Source organism: Curtobacterium sp. ME26, from assembly GCF_903970945.1.
Lineage (GTDB): Bacteria > Actinomycetota > Actinomycetes > Actinomycetales > Microbacteriaceae > Curtobacterium > Curtobacterium citri.
Map to the genome: position 1 here is coordinate 89,017 of NZ_CAJCKG010000005.1, position 16,864 is coordinate 105,880.

Consider the following 16,864-nt stretch of genomic DNA (forward strand, 5'->3'; position numbering starts at 1 on the left):
TCCGGCCCCGGTCAGTCCTCGTCGTGGTCGTCAGCCGCGGGTGCCGGTCGGCGCCGGAGCAGGAGCAGGACCGCGACGACGACGCCGGCCAGGACGATCCCGCCGGCACCGATGAAGAGCGCGTCCGTCGCACTCGAGTCGTCGCCGGCGGCCTCGCTGCCGTTCGTCGAGCCCGGGGCGGGGCTCGACCCGTCACCGGTCGCGCACGTCGCCGGCGTCGCGGAGCCGCGGTCGGGCGAGAAGCCGGCCGGCGCCTTCCACGTGAAGTCGTAGCGGTCGGAGACGGTGTGGCCGTCGGCGGAGACGATCTGCCACTCGACCTCGTACCTGCCGGAGCTCCCGAGGGCGGCCTTCGTGGTCATCGACGGGCCGTCCACGGAGACGCAGCCGTCCTCGTGGTACCTCCCGTCGGGACCGATCACGCGGAAGGCGAAGCCGGAGTCCGAGCCGCCGATGGCCAGCAACCGGTCGTTCGTCGTGATGTCGAAGCGGTCCGGGAGCTCGGTGAGCGTCCCGCCCACCTCGGGCGTCGAGGACACGAGGTAGTTGTGCGCGCTGGCGGGGGCGGCCAGGCCGAGGACCGCGCAGCCCGCGACGGCGAGGGCCGCGGCGGTCGCGGCCACGGGCCTCCAGGCCGGACGTCGGACCGTCCCGGACCGGCTGCCGCGCGTCGGACGCGATCCGAGGGTCACTTCGATGCGTCCCGGCGACGCGTCGCCGCGACCGCGACGACCAGTCCGACGGCGCCGACGACCAGGCCGCCGAGCCCGAGGAAGCGACCGACGAGGTCGGGCTGCGCCGCGGTCGTGCCGGTGTCGCTCGCGGTGGCGGCGGTGGCGTCGTCGTCGTCGCCCTGGGTGGTGGCGGCGGTCAGCACGATCGAGGGCGCGGGGTGCTCCGGCTCGGCCTTCCCGGACTCCTGCGCCTGGTCCCAGTCGACCGAGCCGCGCTCGCAGGTCTGCACCACGGGGAAGGACACCCGGTCGCCGGGCTTGCCGTCCGGCAGGGAGAACGACAGGGCGAAGGTGTCGCGCTCGTCGGCGGGGAGCGGGGTCTTCGCGGTGTAGGTGACACTCGTGACGCGCTCGGCGCCGGCCTCGGTCTCCTCGTCGCTCGCGGTGCCGCTCGACGGAGCGGTGTACGGCTCGGTGGCCTTCGTGATGGTCCAGTTCGGGTTGACCGTCGGCGTGACCTCGATGACGGACTCGGGCACCTGGAAGACGAGCTTCGTGGTGGGGGAGCCGTCGCAGCCGTGCGGCACCGAGAACGTGGCCGTGGTGTACGAGTTCGCCGCGGTGGAGGTCGCGTCGGCCTCGACGTGGGCGCTGGCCGCAGCGGCGGTGCCGAGGACGATCGCGGCGGTGACGCCGAGGGTGCCGGTACCGAGGAGGGCGAGTCGCTTCGTCATGGGGTCCTTCCGACCTCTACAACTTGTAGAGGAACCGGAGTCACCGTACCAGGTGTGCACGCCCTGGGCGAACGTGCCGGGACAGGCCGGACGGCGTCGCGGTCGGTGTCACCGGATGCGGTTAGAGTCGATCCATCGGGCGGGTCACCAGCCTGCATCGGTCGACCGCACCGGTCATCCGCACCGGTCATCCAAGGAGGGCACCGACATGGCACGCATCGGGGAGAGCGCTGACCTGCTGAAGTGCTCCTTCTGCGGCAAGAGCCAGAAGCAGGTCCAGCAGCTCATCGCCGGACCGGGGGTGTACATCTGCGACGAGTGCGTCGAGCTGTGCAACGAGATCATCGAGGAGCGCCTGGCCGAGGCCGGCGAGGACACCACGGGCGGCGACTTCGACCTGCCGAAGCCCCGCGAGATCTTCGACTTCCTGCAGGAGTACGTCATCGGGCAGGACCCCGCGAAGCGTGCCCTCGCCGTGGCCGTCTACAACCACTACAAGCGCATCCGTGCGCAGGGGCAGATCACCGCCGCGGAGGACCGCGACGACGTCGAGATCGCCAAGTCGAACATCCTGCTCATCGGTCCGACCGGCTGCGGCAAGACCTACCTGGCCCAGACGCTCGCGAAGCGTCTGAACGTCCCGTTCGCGGTCGCCGACGCGACTGCCCTGACCGAGGCCGGCTACGTCGGCGAGGACGTCGAGAACATCCTCCTCAAGCTGATCCAGGCCGCGGACTACGACGTCAAGCGGGCCGAGACCGGCATCATCTACATCGACGAGGTCGACAAGATCGCGCGGAAGGCCGAGAACCCCTCGATCACGCGCGACGTCTCGGGCGAGGGCGTGCAGCAGGCGCTGCTCAAGATCCTCGAGGGGACGACGGCCTCGGTCCCGCCGCAGGGTGGACGGAAGCACCCGCACCAGGAGTTCATCCAGATCGACACGACGAACGTGCTGTTCATCGTCGCGGGGGCGTTCGCAGGGCTCGAGGACATCGTGTCCTCGCGCGTCGGCAAGCGCGGCATCGGGTTCGGCGCGCCGCTCCACAGCCCGCTCGACCAGCAGGACCTGTTCGCGGACGTCCTGCCGGAGGACCTGCACAAGTTCGGTCTGATCCCCGAGTTCATCGGGCGTCTCCCCGTCGTCACCACGGTGTCGCAGCTCGACCAGTCGGCGCTCATGCAGATCCTGACCGAGCCCAAGAACGCGCTGGTGAAGCAGTACCAGCGGATGTTCCAGATCGACGGGGTCGAGCTCGAGTTCGACCGCGGCGCGCTCGAGGCCATCGCCGACCTCGCCGTGCTGCGGCAGACCGGTGCCCGTGGGCTCCGCGCCATCCTCGAGGAGGTCCTCGGGCCGGTCATGTTCGACGTGCCCTCGGACGACGACGTCGCACGCGTGGTGATCACGCGCGAGTCCGTGCTCGAGAACGCGGCGCCGACGATCGTCCCGCACCCCCGGGCGAAGCGCGTCGAGAAGTCCGCGTAGCTCGCCGTTCGCGAACGGCCCGGTCCCCTCGGGGGTCGGGCCGTTCGTGTGTGTGGGGGCGGCGCTCCGGGCGGACCAGGCTCGGTCCGCCCGTCCCGTACGGGATCGAACCACGAACACGACGTCGAACCAGCAGGGTGCCCTGGTTCGACGTCGCATCCGTGGTTCGACACCAGCGGTTCGGACGCCGGGCCCCGCCGCGCGCCTACTCCAGCCCGCGGCGACGCAGCAGCGGGCCGACCTCGGCGTCGCGCCCGCGGAACGCGCGGTAGGCCTCCAGCGGGTCCTGCGCCCCGCCGACGCCGAGCACCTTCGCCGCGAACCGCGCCCCGGCCTCCCGGGACAGCCCGCCGTTCTCGCGGAACCACTCGACGGTGTCGGCGTCGAGCACCTCGGACCAGATGTACCCGTAGTACCCGGCGTCGTACCCGCCCGAGAAGGTGTGCGCGAAGTACGTCGACGAGTACCGCGGCGGCACGGCGTGCACGTCCACCCCGGCGTCCGTCAGGGCCTGTCGCTCGAACGTCTCGACGTCGGTGACCTCGGCTGCTGCCGCCGCGGACAGCCGGTGCCACGCCTGGTCGAGGAGCGCCGCGGCGAGGTACTCCGTGGTCGAGAAGCCCTCGTTGAAGCCGGCCGAGTCGCTCAGGCCGAGCACGAGCTCCGGCGGCAGCGGCGCACCGGTCTCGTGGTGCTTGGCGTAGTTCGCGAGCACCGACGGCCACGACACCCACATCTCGTTCACCTGGGACGGGAACTCGACGAAGTCCCGTTCGACGTTCGTCCCCGAGAACCGCGGGTACGTCGTCCGGGCGATGAGTCCGTGCAGCGCGTGCCCGAACTCGTGGAAGAGCGTCTCGACCTCGTCCTGGATGAGGAGCGTGGGGGAGCCCGCCGCCGGCTTCGCCACGTTGAGGTTGTTGACGACGACCGGCAGCGTGCCGAGCAGCTCGGACTGCTCGACGACGGGGTTCATCCACGCGCCACCGCGCTTGCCGTCCCGCGTGTACAGGTCGAGCAGGTAGAGCCCGACCGGTGCGTCGTCGTCCGAACGCACCTCGAAGACCCGGACCTCGTCGTTGTAGCCGTGCAGGTCCGGACGTTCGTTGAACGTCAGCCCGTAGAGCGCGCCGGCCGCGTGGAAGACGCCGTCGCGCAGGACCCGGTCGGCCTCGAAGTACGGCCGGAGCGCCGAGCTGTCCGCGGCGAACTGCTCGCCGCGCAGGACCTCGGTCGCGTACGCCCAGTCCCACGCCTCGACGTCGAAGCCGACGGTGCGGGAGCGGACGGCCCGCTCGTCGTCGGCGTTCGCCGTGGCGGCCGGCACGAGCGACGACAGCAGGCCGTCGACGGCCTCGGGCGTCCGAGCGGTCTTGTCCGCGGTGACGACGGCGGCGTGGTTCGGGAACCCGAGCAGTTCGGCGCGCTCGGCGCGGAGGCGCACGATCCGCAGCAGCACGTCGCGGTTGTCGTGCTCGTTCCCGCGGCGCCCGCGGGAGCGTGACGCCCGCATGATCCGCTCCCGGAGCCCACGGTCGGTCAGCGACGCGAGCCACGGGTGCCCGGTGTACAGCGGCAGGGTGATCAACCACCCGTCGAGCCCCCGGTCGTGAGCGGCCCCGGCAGCGGCGGACCTCGCGCCGTCGTCGAGCCCGTCGAGCTCCTGTTCGTCGGTGACGTGCACGGCGAGGTCGTTGGTGTCCTCGAGCAGGTTCCGCTCGAAGGTCGTGGTGAGCGTCGAGAGCTCCTGGTTGATCGCGGTCAGGCGCTCCTTGCCGGCTTCGTCGAGTCCGGCGCCGGCGAGCGTCATCTCGGTGTGGGTCCGCTCGACGAGACGGCGGTCCTCGTCCGTCAGGTCGGCCCGGTCGCCCAGCGCGGAACGCACCGCGTCGACGCGGGCGTAGAGCCGGGAGTCGAGCGTGATCGCGTCACGGTGCGCGGCGAGCAGCGGGGAGACCTCGGCCTCGAGGTCGTGCAGCTCGGGCGTCGAGTCGGCGGAGGACAGGGTGAAGAACACGTGGGAGACGCGCGTCAGCAGCTGCCCGGAGCGCTCGAGCGCCACGAGCGTGTTCTCGAAGGTCGGGGCCTCGTCCGAGGCGGCGATCGCCTCGACCTCGGCGCGCTGCTCGGCCGTCCCGGCGTCGAACGCGGGGCGGAAGTGCTCGAGCCGGACGTCGTCGAACGGCGGGAGGGCGTAGGGGAGGGTGCTCGGTTCGTCGAACGGGGTTGCCATGGTCCCCACACTACGGACGGGAGGAGCGCGGCGGCCCCGCCACGCGCCTCCCGTCCGTCACCTGGTCGCGCGCTCGCCCCGTGGGTCGCGCGGGCCACGCCGCATGCTGCCCGCCAGGACGACGACGCCGGCGACGATGACGACGTTCTTGAGGATGTACTGCCCCTCGAGCGTCCCGATCCCGGCGCTCCGCCAGGTCTCGTCGGGGAAGAGCAGGAGCGGTGCGGCGGTCCCCGCCATGTGCACGAGCAGTGCCGACAGCACGACGGGCATGCACCGGTCCACCAGGAGCGCGACGCCGAGGCCGATCTCGAACACGGCCACGCCGACCCGTGCGACGTCGCCGGCGACCAGACCGCCGGACAGGGTGCCCAGTGTCCGGACCACGAGGCTCTCCGCCGGACTCCCGCCGGGGAACAGCTTCGGCACCCCGAACCACAGCATGAGCACGGCGATGGCGGTCCGAACGGCCGGGACCGCCGCTCGTCCCGCCAGCTCCTCGATGCGTTCGAGTGGGGGACGCACGGCGGAGGGCTGCACGGGGTGTCCTTTCGGCGGGCCGCGAACGGCGCATGTGCCGAGGTGCGACCGTACGGGAGGACCGACGCGCAGGAGCGTCCCCGAAGGGCAACGCGGGCCGCGCGGGCCGTCAGCGCGTCGCGGCGTCGATGAGGGTCGCGGCGGCACGGCGCGCGTGCCGCGCCGGTGCGGTGTCGCCCGCGATGGCCGCCGTGGTCTGCGCCCCCTCGGCGAGCAGCGCGAGCTGCGCGGCGAGCTCCTCGGCGGTCTCCGTGTCGGCGACGACGTCGGCGGCCAGCCCGGCGACGTAGCGCTGGAAGGAGTCCTTGTGTGCCCGTGCGATCTCCGCCACCGCGGGGGAGGTCCCGCCGAGCTCCCCGAAGGCGTTGATGAAGCCGCACCCGCGGAACGTGTCGTCGCCGAACCACTGCTCGAGGAAGTCGTACATCACGAGGAGTCGGTCCCGCGGAGCCGTCGCAGCCGCGACGGCCGCGGTGATGCCCTGCTCCCACGTGGCGTGCCGCCCGGCGAGGACCGCGGCGATGAGCTGGTCCTTGCCCGGGAACGCGGCGTAGAGCTTCTTCAGCGAGACGCCGGCACCGGTCCGGATGTCGTCCATGCCGACCGACTGGAACCCACGGGCGGCGAAGAGGGCGTCGGCGGTGGCGCGGATGCGCTCGCTCGTCTCCTGGTCCACGGCGTTCGCCAACGGTCGTCCTCCCGATCCCGTGCGGCGGTCGCTCCGAGCAGACGGGAACGGCCGTTCCCGAGTGTACCGGGGTCCGCTCGCTGCATCGCGACCGCGGTGCATATACTGAACATGTGATATTCCAAGCAGCAGTCGCGACGGGCGCCCTCCCGCGACCCCACCGGTGGATCGAGCGGCTCGTCGATGCCCCGGACCTCCGCACCCGCCGTTTCCTCCGCGCCGCCGCACTGTCGTTCCCCCTGGTCGTGACGGCCTGGAGCACCTGGTACGACGCACTCGCGGCGCGGGAGGCGCCGGACGCCGGACAGCTGCTGGCGTTCCTCGCGGGCGGGCTGTCGCTGTACCTGGTCCGGCGACTCCCCGTCGTCCCGAGCGTGGTCGCACCCCTCGTGTGGGCCGCCACCGGGTCGTGCTCCTTCGTGATGGTGATGGCGGTCGTGCTCGGTGCCCGCCGTCCGCGGGGGTGGCTGCTGGTCCTCGGTGCGTACACGGTCCTGCACCCGCTCGGCCTCGTCCCCGTGCCCTGTTCGTTCCGAGCCGGGCACGTCGCGCTCCCCGAGGAGACCGCGCCGCTGCTCGGGGTCGTCCTGCCCGCGCTGGTCGGCGGTGCCGTGGGGGAGGCCTCCCGGTTGGTCGCGCTGCGTGAGGACCGCCTCCGGCTCGCCGCCGAGGTGGCCGCCGCCCGGGCGGCCGACGTCGTCGCGCACGAACGGCTCCGCCTGAGCCGCGACATGCACGACCTCGTCGGCCAGAACGTCAGCCGGATGACCCTGCACGCGAGTGCGATCGCCGCGCGCAGTGCCGACGCCGAAGCCCGGTCGCTGGCGACCAGGATCGCGGACACGGGCGCGGACCTCCTGGAGGACGTGCACTTCGTCGTCGGGCTCCTGCGCGACGGCGCGGACGGCACGGACGGCGCGACCGGCGCGGACGCCGCTGACGGCGCCGACGGCGCCGACGGCGCGCACGTCGCGTCGTCGAGCGGCCCGGACATCGGGACCGGACCCCGCGCACGGTCGTCCCGCTCGTGGCAGGAGTCGATCGACGCGGCGGAGCGCGACGGCACCGTGGTCCGCCGGCACGGACCCGCGGCCGGCCCGATCGCCCGGACGGCCGGGCTCGACGACGCATCGAGCGCCGTCCTGGACGCCGTGCTCGCCGAGGCCCTCCACAACGCGACGAAGCACGCCCCCGGGGCGGCGGTGGACGTCCGCGGCGAGATCTGGCCCGACCTCGTCCGGGTCCTGGTCGAGAACCCCGTCACGGATCACGCACCGGCACTGCCGAGCGGGGGCCACGGTCTGGCGGTCGCGGCGGAGCGCGCGGCGTCGGTGGGAGGACGCGTGACGCACGGCGTCCTCGGTGAGCGCTTCCGGGTGACCGTCGAGGTGCCCCGGTGATCCGTGTCCTGCTCGTCGACGACGACGCCGACGTCCGGGCGAGCATCCGGCTCGTGCTCGAGTCCGAGCCGGACATCGTCGTGGTCGCCGAGTGCCCGGACGGGGAGCGCGGCGCGGCGGTCGCCCGTCGTCTACGGGTCGACGTCGCTCTCGTGGACCTCCGGATGCCCGGCGGACCGGACGGCATCGCGACGACCGGGCTCCTGCGGGCGCTCGAGGTCCCGCCCCGCGTGGTGGTGCTCACCGCCTTCGAGCACGACGACGCGGTGCTCCGCGCGCTCGAGGTCGGCGCGTCGGGGTTCCTGCTGAAGGGGGCTCGCCCGCACGAGCTCGCGGCCGCGGTTCGGGACGTCGCGGCCGACCGCTGCGTGCTGGCACCGGCGGTGGCGTCGGCGGTGGTGGCGCGAGCGGTGACCCGCCCGACACCGACCCGCCCGACGGCGGTCGGACCGGTGGCGGTCGGATCGATGGCGGTCGGCACGACGGCGGTCGCGGACGCCGGACCGGGGACCGACGACGACCTCGCCGACCTCACCCCGCGGGAGCGGGAGCTCGCGACCGCCGTCGGCGAGGGGCTGACGAACGCGCAGATCGCCGCACGGCTCGGCGTCACGCCGGCCTCGGCCAAGACCTACGTCTCGCGGCTCCTCGACAAGCTCGGTCTGCAGAACCGGACGCAGCTGGCCATCACGGCCCACCGCGCCGGGCTCGTCTGACCCACGGAGCGGAGGGATCCCGGGCGGACCGCCCGGCTCAGTCCTCCTCCGGCGCGTCGTCCGGGTTCGTCACCTGTGCGCGCCCCGCGGCGTCGAGGTGGATCGACGTGCCGTCGTCGAGCTCGACGACCGGCTTGCCCTCGAGGAAGGTGAGCGTCCACCGCCAGGTCGACGCGTCGACCGACTCGGCCGCCAGCTCGTCCTCGACACCACGTACGGCGACGACGACCGTCTCCGGCAGTCGCGACGGCGGCTCCCCACCCACGTTCCAGCGCGTGCCCAACTGCATCCGTGCCTCCAGTCCGTCCCGATCCGTCGTGTCGCAGGCCGGACCGCGGACGGTCCGGCCTGCTCCCGTGACGCTACGCCTGCTGCTCGGCGAGCTCGATCTCGGTGACGGCGAGCTCCTCGCCGTCCGTGAACGACAGGTTCTCGATGCGCCCGACGGCCGCAAGGTCGACCGCCGCACGCTCGATGAGCGCCCGCTGCTCGGCCGGGGCCGACACGACGGCGCGCGTCACCGGCGTCTTCTGCGAGGCCTTCGCGGCGGTCTTCGCACCGCGGATGCCGATGAGCGCCTGCCCGACGGCTGCCAGCAGGCCCGTCGGAGCGGCCTGCGTCGGCAGCTCGGCCGTCGTCGGCCAGGAGGCGCGGTGCACGCTGGTCTCGTGGGTCCAGGCCCACACCTCCTCCGTCGCGAACGGGAGGAACGGCGCCAGCAGCCGCAGCAGCGCGTCGATCGCGGCGCGCAGCGCCAGGACCGCGCTCGCCTGCGTCTCGTGCGTCGCGTCGGTCGCGGTGCCGTAGGCGCGCTCCTTGACGAGCTCGAGGTAGTCGTCGCAGAACGTCCAGAAGAACCGTTCGGTGACCTCGAGCGCGCGGGCGTGGTCGAAGCCGTCGAAGGCCGTGGTGGCCTGGTCGATCACGCTCGCGAGCTCGGCGAGCATGTCGACGTCGAGCGCCTCGGTCACGCTCGTGGCCCCGCTCGGGAGCTCGAACCCGTAGACGAACTTGGCGGCGTTGAGCACCTTGATCGCCAGGCGTCGGCCGACCTTGATCTGCTTCGGGTTCTGCGCGTCGAAGGCCGCGTCCGTGCCGAGCTTCGACGAGGCCGCCCAGTAGCGGACCGCGTCCGCACCGTGCTGCTCGAGGATCGACAGCGGCGTGACGACGTTGCCCTTCGACTTCGACATCTTCTTGCGGTCGGGGTCGACGATGAAGCCGGAGATGCTCGCGTGCTTCCAGGGGGCCACGTCGGCCTCGAGCTGGCTGCGGAGCACCGTCGTGAAGAGCCAGGTGCGGATGATGTCCTGCGCCTGCGGGCGGACGTCGTACGGGAACACGAGGTCGTACAGCGCCGGGTCGGTCTCCCACTTGCCCGCGAGCTGCGGCGTGAGCGACGAGGTCGCCCACGTGTCCATCACGTCGAGCTCGCCCTGGAAGCCGCCGGCGACGCCGCGCTGGGACTCCTCGTAGCCGGGGGCCGGCTCGGATGCGGGGTCCACCGGGAGCTGGTCCTCGGTCGGGACGATCGGCTGGTCGAACACCGGGTTGCCGTCGGCGTCGAGCGGGTACCAGACCGGCAGCGGCACGCCGAAGAAGCGCTGGCGCGAGATGAGCCAGTCGCCGGACAGGCCGCCGACCCAGTTGTCGTAGCGGACGCGCATGAAGTCCGGGTGGAACGCGATCTCCTCGCCGCGCCGGTGGAGCGTGCTGCGGAGCTGCTCGTCGCGGGCGCCGTTGACGATGTACCACTGGCGGGTCGAGACGATCTCGAGCGGCTTGTCGCCCTTCTCGAAGAACTTCACCGGGTGGTTGATCGTCTTGACGTCGCCGACGAGCTCGCCGGACTCGGTGAGGGCGTCCACGAGGACCTTCTTCGCCGAGAACACCGTCTTGCCGGCCATCTCGGCGTAGAGCTCCTTGCCGCGGGCGGACTCGATCCAGGTCGGCTCGTCCGAGCGCACGCGGCCGTCGAAGCCGATGATCGCGCGGTTCGGCAGCTGGAGCTCGCGCCACCACACCACGTCGGTGGTGTCACCGAAGGTGCAGACCATCGCGATGCCGGCGCCCTTGTCCTGCTGCGCGAGGTGGTGCGCGAGCACCGGGACCTCGACGTCGAACAGGGGAGAGCGGACGGTCTTGCCGAACAGGTCCTGGAAGCGCTCGTCGTCCGGGTGGGCGACGAGGGCCACGCACGCGGGGAGCAGCTCGGGGCGGGTGGTCTGGATGACGACGTCCTCGCCGCCGTCGGTGCGGTGGAACGCGAGGCCGTGGTACGCGCCGGGCATCTCCTTGTCCTCGAGCTCGGCCTGGGCCACCGCGGTGCGGAACGTGACGTCCCAGAGCGTCGGGGCGTCGGCCTGGTAGGCCTCGCCGCGCTCGAGGTTGCGGAGGAAGGCACGCTGCGCGCTCGCGCGGGAGGTGTCGTCGATGGTCCGGTACGACTGCGTCCAGTCCACGGACAGGCCGAGCGTGCGGAAGAGGTGCTCGAACTGCTGCTCGTCCTGCACGGTCAGGCGCTCGCACAGCTCGATGAAGTTGCGGCGCGAGATCGGCAGCTGGTCGGCGGCCTTGGCCGACTTGCCGTCACCGCCCTCGAACGGCGGGACGAACGCCGGGTCGTACGGGAGCTGCGGGTCGCAGCGGACGCCGTAGTAGTTCTGCACGCGACGCTCGGTGGGCAGGCCGTTGTCGTCCCAGCCCATCGGGTAGAAGACGTGCTTGCCGCGCATGCGCTCGTACCGGGCCTTGAGGTCGGTGTGCGTGTACGAGAACACGTGGCCGATGTGCAGCGATCCGGAGGCGGTCGGCGGCGGGGTGTCGATCGAGTACACCGCGTCCTTCGTCGCGCTGTCGCGGTCGAAGCGGTAGGTGCCGTCCTGCTCCCAGACCGGGCCCCAGACCTGCTCGAGTCCGTCGACGGTGGGCTTCTCGGGCATGGGCTTCGACATGGCGGGGCCTTTCGATCGATGTGTGCGGCACCGAGTCCGTGGTGAGGTGCCTGAGTGACACGCAGGACGTGCGTGGTGAGCACATCGTAGCGGGCCGTCGCGTCGGAGCGCTCCATCTGCTAGGCTGTCGGAGTTTGTCCGGCGGACGCGGTTTCCGTCAGGACTGCACAGTCGCTCTCCGCCGGACGCCCGAAGGCAAGACACAGCACTACCGGAGGAACGAACTTGGCACCGAACGAATCCCACCAGCACGGCGATCGGCCGTTGCGCACGAAGGCCGCCGCGAAGCGTGCACGCCGCAAGCTGACCGAGGACGACGTCACCGTCGTCGAGGAGTCGCTGCTCAAGCGTGCCGTCGCCGCCGCGGCACTCGGCAACGCGATGGAGTGGTTCGACTTCGGCATCTTCGCGTACCTGACCGTCACGATCTCGAAGGTGTTCCTGCCCGAGGGCGACCCGACGTCGAACCTCGTCGCGACCTTCGGCTTCTTCGCGGCCGCGTTCATCGTCCGTCCGATCGGCGGTGCCGTCTTCGGCCCGATCGGCGACAAGATCGGCCGCCAGAAGGTCCTCGCGCTGACCATGATCCTCATGGCCGCCGGCACGCTCATGATCGGCCTCATCCCCTCGTACGACACGATCGGGTTCTGGGCACCGGTGCTGCTCCTCGTCGCACGCTTCGTGCAGGGCTTCTCGACGGGCGGTGAGTACGGCGGCGCCGCGACGTTCATCGCCGAGTACTCGCCGGACAAGCGCCGCGGGTTCATGGGCTCGTGGCTCGAGTTCGGCACGCTCGCCGGCTACGTGCTCGGCGCCTCGATCGTCACGGCCCTGCAGTACGCCCTCCCCGAGGACTCGCTGCTCAGCTGGGGCTGGCGCATCCCGTTCCTCGTCGCGGGCCCGCTCGGGCTCATCGGCCTCTACCTGCGCCTGAAGCTCGAGGAGACCCCCGCGTTCCAGAAGCAGCAGGAGCAGGCAGCCGAGCGCGAGTCGCAGAAGACGCCGTTCCTCAAGCTGTTCGCCGAGAACTGGCGGTCGCTCCTCATCTGCATCGGTCTGGTCCTCGTGTTCAACGTGACCGACTACATGCTGCTGTCGTACATGCCGACCTACCTCGAGACGAACCTCGGCCAGAACGCGACGTTCGGCCTGATCCTCATCGTCATCGTGATGATCCTCATGATGGTCGTCATCACCTTCGGCGGCCGTCTGTCCGACAAGTTCGGTCGACGTCCGGTCCTCGCCGCGGGCTGCATCGGCTTCATCCTGCTGTCGTGGCCGGCGCTCAAGCTCGTGCAGTCCGGCACCGGTGCCGGCGTGTTCTTCGGCCTGCTGATCCTGGGGCTCGTGCTCGTCACGTTCACCTCGACCATGCCGTCGACGCTCCCGGCGCTCTTCCCGACGATCATCCGCTACGGCGCCCTCGCCATCGCCTTCAACGTCTCGGTCTCGCTGTTCGGTGGCACCACGCCCCTCGCGACCCAGGCGCTCATCGCCGGGGCGAAGGACGCCGGCCTGTCGTGGGCCGAGGACATCCCCGCGTTCTACCTCATGCTCGCAGCCGTGATCGGGCTCGTCGCCGTGTACTTCACGAAGGAGACGGCCGCGACGCCGCTGATGGGTTCCGGCCCGACGGTGGCGCACGAGGACGAGGTCGCCGGCGTGATCGAGGACTACAACGACCCGAGCTCGGAGCTCGCGCAGTCCGACTGGGCGAAGGACTTCTCGACGAGCGAGATCCCGATCATCTCGGGCGACGCCCCGAAGCAGGAGACCGCCGGCTCGTAGCCGCGTCGGCGGCCCGTCCACGCGACTCGGCCCTGCGGACTGTTTCGTGACGGGGGACCCGCGAAACCGTCCGGGGGGCCGAGTCTCGCGTCGGCTGCCCGGACCGGGCGCGGTCAGACGCCGGCGGCCAGGCGGGCGGAGGCCGTGAGCAGTCGCTCGGTCGCCGGGTGCTCGGGCGCGTCGAACACGCGGGACGCCGGGCCCTGCTCGACGACCCGGCCCTCGTGCACGACGAGCACGTCGTCGGCCATCCGGCGCACCGCCCGGAGGTCGTGCGACACGAACAGCATCGCGACGCCGGTCTCGTCGCGGAGTCGCTCGAGCAGCGTCAGCACGGCGTCCTGCACCGTCGCGTCCAGGGCCGTCACGGGTTCGTCGAGCACGACCACCTCGGGTGAGGTCGCCAGCGCCCGGGCGATCGCGAGCCGCTGCCGCTGCCCGCCCGACAGCGTGCGCGGGGGACGGGAGCGCAGCGCTGGGTCCAGCCCGACCTGCCGGAGTGCCGCGTCGACCCGGTCGGCGAGCGCACCGGTCGCCCGGCGTGCGCCACCGTCCGTCAGGGCGTCGGCGAGCACGCGCTCGACCGTCCAGCGCTCGTCGAACGTCGCCCCGGGGTCCTGCACGACGGCGGCCACCCGGTGCCGTCGGTCCCGGCGCTCCCGTTCGGGCAGCGGCACCCAGGGCGCTCCATCGAGCGTCACCGTGCCGGCGTTCGGGGTCTCGAGCCCGAGCAGCATCCGCGCGACCGTGGTCTTGCCGGAACCGGAGGCACCGATCACCCCGGTCACCCGACCCGGGCGCACCGCGACCGCGAGGTCCTGCACGGCGGGTACCCCGTCGAACACGCGGGTCAGCCCCACGCCGTCGAGCACCGGCGCACCGTTCGCCGCCGCCGCGGCCGGGGCCCGGGAGCGGTCGGCGCCCGAGCGCGCCACCCGCACCAGCGCCCGCGTCGCGGGGTGCGCGGGCGCGTCGAGGACCGCCGCGACCGGGCCGTCCTCGACCACCGTGCCGTCGTCCACGACGACCACGCGGTCCGCCCACCCCGTGACGAGGCCGAGGTCGTGGGTGATGACGAGGAGCCCCGCCCCGCGCTGCTGTGCCGCACGCAACTGCTCCATCACGGTCACCGCGACCGCCGCGTCGAGTGCGGTGGTCGGTTCGTCCGCCACGACGAGGGCCGGCGAGGCCACGGTCGCCGCGGCGATGAGCGCCCGCTGCCGCATCCCGCCCGACAGCGTGCCCGCGAGCCGCCCGTCGGTGGCCAGCGCCGGGTCGAGCCCCACGGCCGCCAGCGCCTCGCGCACCGCCTCGATCCGGTCGACGGCCCGCAGGTCGGTGTGCAGGCGCAGGGCGTCGGCGACCTCCCGACCGACGGGGCGGAGTGGGTCGAGGGCGCCGAGGGCCTCCTGTCCGACGTACCCGACGGTCGAGCCCCGGAGCCGCCGCCACCGGCGTTCGGACAGCCCGCGGACGTCGGTGCGGTCGAGGTCGAGCCGGTCCGCGCTGACGACCGCGCCCGGTGCCGACAGCCCGAGCGCCGCCCGGGCGGTGACGGTCTTCCCCGACCCGGACGCGCCGACGAGGGCGACGCACTCGCCGGCGTCGACGTGCAGGCTGACGTCGTGCACCAGCGTGGCACCGCCGATCGTCACGGTGAGCCCGCTGATGTCGAGCACGCGAGCGGTCGCCGTGCGCTCCGCGCCTCCCGTGTTCACCGTGCGGCCCCCGCCCGTCGCACCGCGCGTCCGAGCACCGTCACGGACGTGGCCAGGACGACGATCGCGAGCCCGGGGAACGTGCTCATCCACGGTGCGGTCAGCAGGTAGGTGCGACCGTCCGCGAGCATCGCGCCCCACTCCGGCGCCGGCGGCGGCGTCCCGACACCGAGGTAGCTCAGCGCCGAGGCCCACACGACCGCCTGCCCGACCCCGAGGGTGGCGACGGCGACGACGGGCCAGAGCGCCGCGGGCAGCACGTGGCGGAACAGGATCCGGCCGGGCGGGCGTCCCTGCAGCACCGCCGTCTCGACCACCTGCGAGGACCGCGCGGTGCGGACGAGTGCGCGGACGATGCGTGCGTACCCGGGTGCCGTCGCGAACCCGACCGCGAGCGTCGCCGGCACCGGTCCGGGCCCGGTCACCGCGATGACGACGAGCGCGACGAGCAGGAGCGGCAGGGCGAACGCCACCTCGGTGAGCCGACCGACCACCGCTTCGACGAGCCGTCCGCCGAGGCCCGCGACCGTGCCGAGCACCACACCCGTCGCGCCGCCCACCAGGGTGGCCACCACCCCGACCACGAGCGACGCGCGCGTCCCGGCGACCACCCGCGTCAGGACGTCGCGCCCGGACTCGTCGGTGCCGAACGGGTGCGCCCCGCTCGGTGCGGCCAGGGCGTCCGCCGGGTGCACCGCGAGCGGGTCCCCGCCGCCGAGCAGCGACGGCCAGACGGCCGCCACCACCGCGACGGCGACGACGACCGCGGCCACCAGCCCCGCCGGCCCGAGCGTCCCCCCACGAGACCGCTCGGACCGTGCCGTGGCCGGCGTCGCACCGGCCTGGAGGCCCGGGTCGGCGATGCCGCTCACCGTGCGCCCGCCCCGTGGTGCGTCCCGACGGGTGCCCGGCCCCGCCGGCGCGGCGCGGTCCGTTCGCCGGGGCGGCCGCCGGCCCGCGGGTCGACCAGGCGCTCGACGAGGTCCGCGACGGCGAGGACGACGACGTACGCCGCGGCGGACACGAGCGCGATGCCGACGACGAGCGGCATGTCCCGCTGCGTGACCGCGGTCACCAGGGCACGGCCGATGCCGGGCAGCGCGAACACCGACTCGACGACGACCGCGCCGGACACCAGCGATCCGAAGGCCCAGGCGGACAGGGCGATTCCGGGCAGTGCCGCGTGCCGCAGCAGGTGCCGACCGAAGAGTCCCGCGCGCGACTCGCCGCGACCGCGGGCGGCCAGGGCGAACGCCGAGCGCTGCGCGTCGACCACGCCGTCGCGCACGGTCTCGGCGAGGTACCCGGCGACGGGGACCGCGACCGTGAGCACGGGCAGCACCCAGCCTCGTACGGAGCCGTCCGAGACCGCCGGCACCCAGCCGAGTGCGCTCGCGAAGACGACGATGAGCACGCTGCCGAGCCAGAAGTGCGGGACGACGCTGGCCGTCACCGTGATCGCGCCGGTCAGGGCGGCGGCCACGCGGCCACGCTGGGTGGACCACCACGCGGCGGCGATCGCGAGCACCCAGGCGACGGCGAGCCCGGCCACGGCGAGCGTCAGCGTCACCGGGAGCTGCTGCGCGAGGAGCGTCGACACCGGGGTGCGGAAGGCGTAGGAGTCGCCGAGGTGCCCGGTCGCGAGTCGGCCGAGGAACACCGCGTACTGGACGAGCACCGGCCGGTCGAGCCCGTACTCCCGGCGGACGGCGTCGACCGCCTCGGCCGAGGCCTGGGAACCCGGACCACCGAGGATCGCGAGCGCCGGGTCACCGGGGACGAGCCGGATCGCGACGAAGACGATCGTCGCGACGGCCCAGAGCACGCCGACGCCGCCGGCCGCCCGGCGGAGGCCCCACAGGACCCATGCCGAGCCGACGGCGGACCGGTGCTCGCGTGTCGGACGCAGGGGGTGCCTCCCGGCCGGTGG

Annotated in this window: 14 protein-coding genes; 4 read left to right on the top strand and 10 right to left on the bottom strand. The window is 72.9% G+C overall.

The window, feature by feature from the left end; translation table 11 throughout:
• Positions 1–11 precede the first annotated feature (11 nt).
• Together H7A69_RS03380 and H7A69_RS03385 are read right to left on the bottom strand one after the other, a co-directional pair.
• Positions 12–623, bottom strand: coding sequence for a copper resistance protein CopC (locus H7A69_RS03380; protein ID WP_182045782.1), 612 nt, complete (start codon positions 621–623; stop codon positions 12–14).
• A gap of 65 nt (positions 624–688) precedes the next feature.
• Positions 689–1,408 carry a YcnI family protein gene (locus tag H7A69_RS03385; protein ID WP_182045784.1) on the bottom strand — a complete coding sequence of 240 codons (720 nt, stop codon included), beginning with the start codon at positions 1,406–1,408 and terminating at the stop codon, positions 689–691.
• A 208-nt stretch (positions 1,409–1,616) separates the two neighbouring features.
• On the opposite strand from H7A69_RS03385, the gene clpX reads away from it, so the two are divergent.
• Positions 1,617–2,897: an ATP-dependent Clp protease ATP-binding subunit ClpX gene (gene clpX / locus H7A69_RS03390; protein WP_069711509.1), complete on the top strand. Its 1,281-nt coding sequence runs from the start codon at positions 1,617–1,619 to the stop codon at positions 2,895–2,897.
• 205 nt (positions 2,898–3,102) lie between these two features.
• Here the strand turns inward: clpX and H7A69_RS03395 are convergent, their stop codons facing one another.
• The 3 genes from H7A69_RS03395 to H7A69_RS03405 form a co-directional block, all read right to left on the bottom strand.
• Complete coding sequence (locus H7A69_RS03395; protein WP_182045786.1) at positions 3,103–5,130, bottom strand: M3 family metallopeptidase; 2,028 nt, start codon at positions 5,128–5,130, stop codon at positions 3,103–3,105.
• 57 nt (positions 5,131–5,187) lie between these two features.
• Entirely contained in the window at positions 5,188–5,670 is a 483-nt protein-coding gene (locus H7A69_RS03400) for a hypothetical protein (protein ID WP_182045788.1), read from the bottom strand.
• A gap of 109 nt (positions 5,671–5,779) precedes the next feature.
• Positions 5,780–6,358 (bottom strand): TetR/AcrR family transcriptional regulator, encoded by a 579-nt coding sequence (locus H7A69_RS03405; RefSeq protein ID WP_259346063.1) that lies wholly within the window; start codon positions 6,356–6,358, stop codon positions 5,780–5,782.
• 113 nt (positions 6,359–6,471) lie between these two features.
• Here H7A69_RS03405 and H7A69_RS03410 point away from each other — a divergent pair, with 113 nt between their 5' ends.
• Both H7A69_RS03410 and H7A69_RS03415 read left to right on the top strand, forming a co-directional pair.
• Positions 6,472–7,758, top strand: a complete 1,287-nt coding sequence (locus tag H7A69_RS03410) for a sensor histidine kinase (protein ID WP_182045792.1) — start codon at positions 6,472–6,474, stop codon at positions 7,756–7,758.
• A complete protein-coding gene (locus H7A69_RS03415) occupies positions 7,755–8,474 on the top strand; it encodes a response regulator (protein WP_182045793.1) in 720 nt (239 codons plus the stop codon). Before H7A69_RS03410 ends, H7A69_RS03415 begins: the two co-directional genes overlap by 4 nt.
• 37 nt (positions 8,475–8,511) lie before the next feature.
• Here H7A69_RS03415 and H7A69_RS03420 read toward each other — a convergent pair whose 3' ends face one another.
• Both H7A69_RS03420 and valS read right to left on the bottom strand, forming a co-directional pair.
• Positions 8,512–8,763, bottom strand: coding sequence for a hypothetical protein (locus H7A69_RS03420; RefSeq protein WP_069711757.1), 252 nt, complete (start codon positions 8,761–8,763; stop codon positions 8,512–8,514).
• Between the two features lie 73 nt (positions 8,764–8,836).
• Positions 8,837–11,428, bottom strand: a complete 2,592-nt coding sequence (gene valS / locus H7A69_RS03425) for a valine--tRNA ligase (RefSeq protein WP_259346064.1) — start codon at positions 11,426–11,428, stop codon at positions 8,837–8,839.
• A 225-nt stretch (positions 11,429–11,653) separates the two neighbouring features.
• Here valS and proP point away from each other — a divergent pair, with 225 nt between their 5' ends.
• The gene (gene proP / locus H7A69_RS03430) at positions 11,654–13,216 is read left to right on the top strand and encodes a glycine betaine/L-proline transporter ProP (RefSeq protein ID WP_259346065.1); all 1,563 of its coding nucleotides are present in this window, start codon (positions 11,654–11,656) and stop codon (positions 13,214–13,216) included.
• A 113-nt stretch (positions 13,217–13,329) separates the two neighbouring features.
• On the opposite strand, the gene H7A69_RS03435 is transcribed toward proP, so the two are convergent.
• The 3 genes from H7A69_RS03435 to H7A69_RS03445 are packed head-to-tail and all read right to left on the bottom strand — an operon-like array spanning position 13,330 to position 16,795.
• Positions 13,330–14,934: an ATP-binding cassette domain-containing protein gene (locus H7A69_RS03435; RefSeq protein ID WP_259346066.1), complete on the bottom strand. Its 1,605-nt coding sequence runs from the start codon at positions 14,932–14,934 to the stop codon at positions 13,330–13,332.
• Complete coding sequence (locus tag H7A69_RS03440; protein WP_182045795.1) at positions 14,931–15,806, bottom strand: ABC transporter permease; 876 nt, start codon at positions 15,804–15,806, stop codon at positions 14,931–14,933. The genes H7A69_RS03435 and H7A69_RS03440 overlap by 4 nt, the downstream gene beginning before the upstream one ends.
• The gene (locus tag H7A69_RS03445; RefSeq protein ID WP_259346071.1) at positions 15,803–16,795 is read right to left on the bottom strand and encodes an ABC transporter permease; all 993 of its coding nucleotides are present in this window, start codon (positions 16,793–16,795) and stop codon (positions 15,803–15,805) included. The genes H7A69_RS03440 and H7A69_RS03445 overlap by 4 nt, the downstream gene beginning before the upstream one ends.
• Positions 16,796–16,864: the final 69 nt, after the last annotated feature.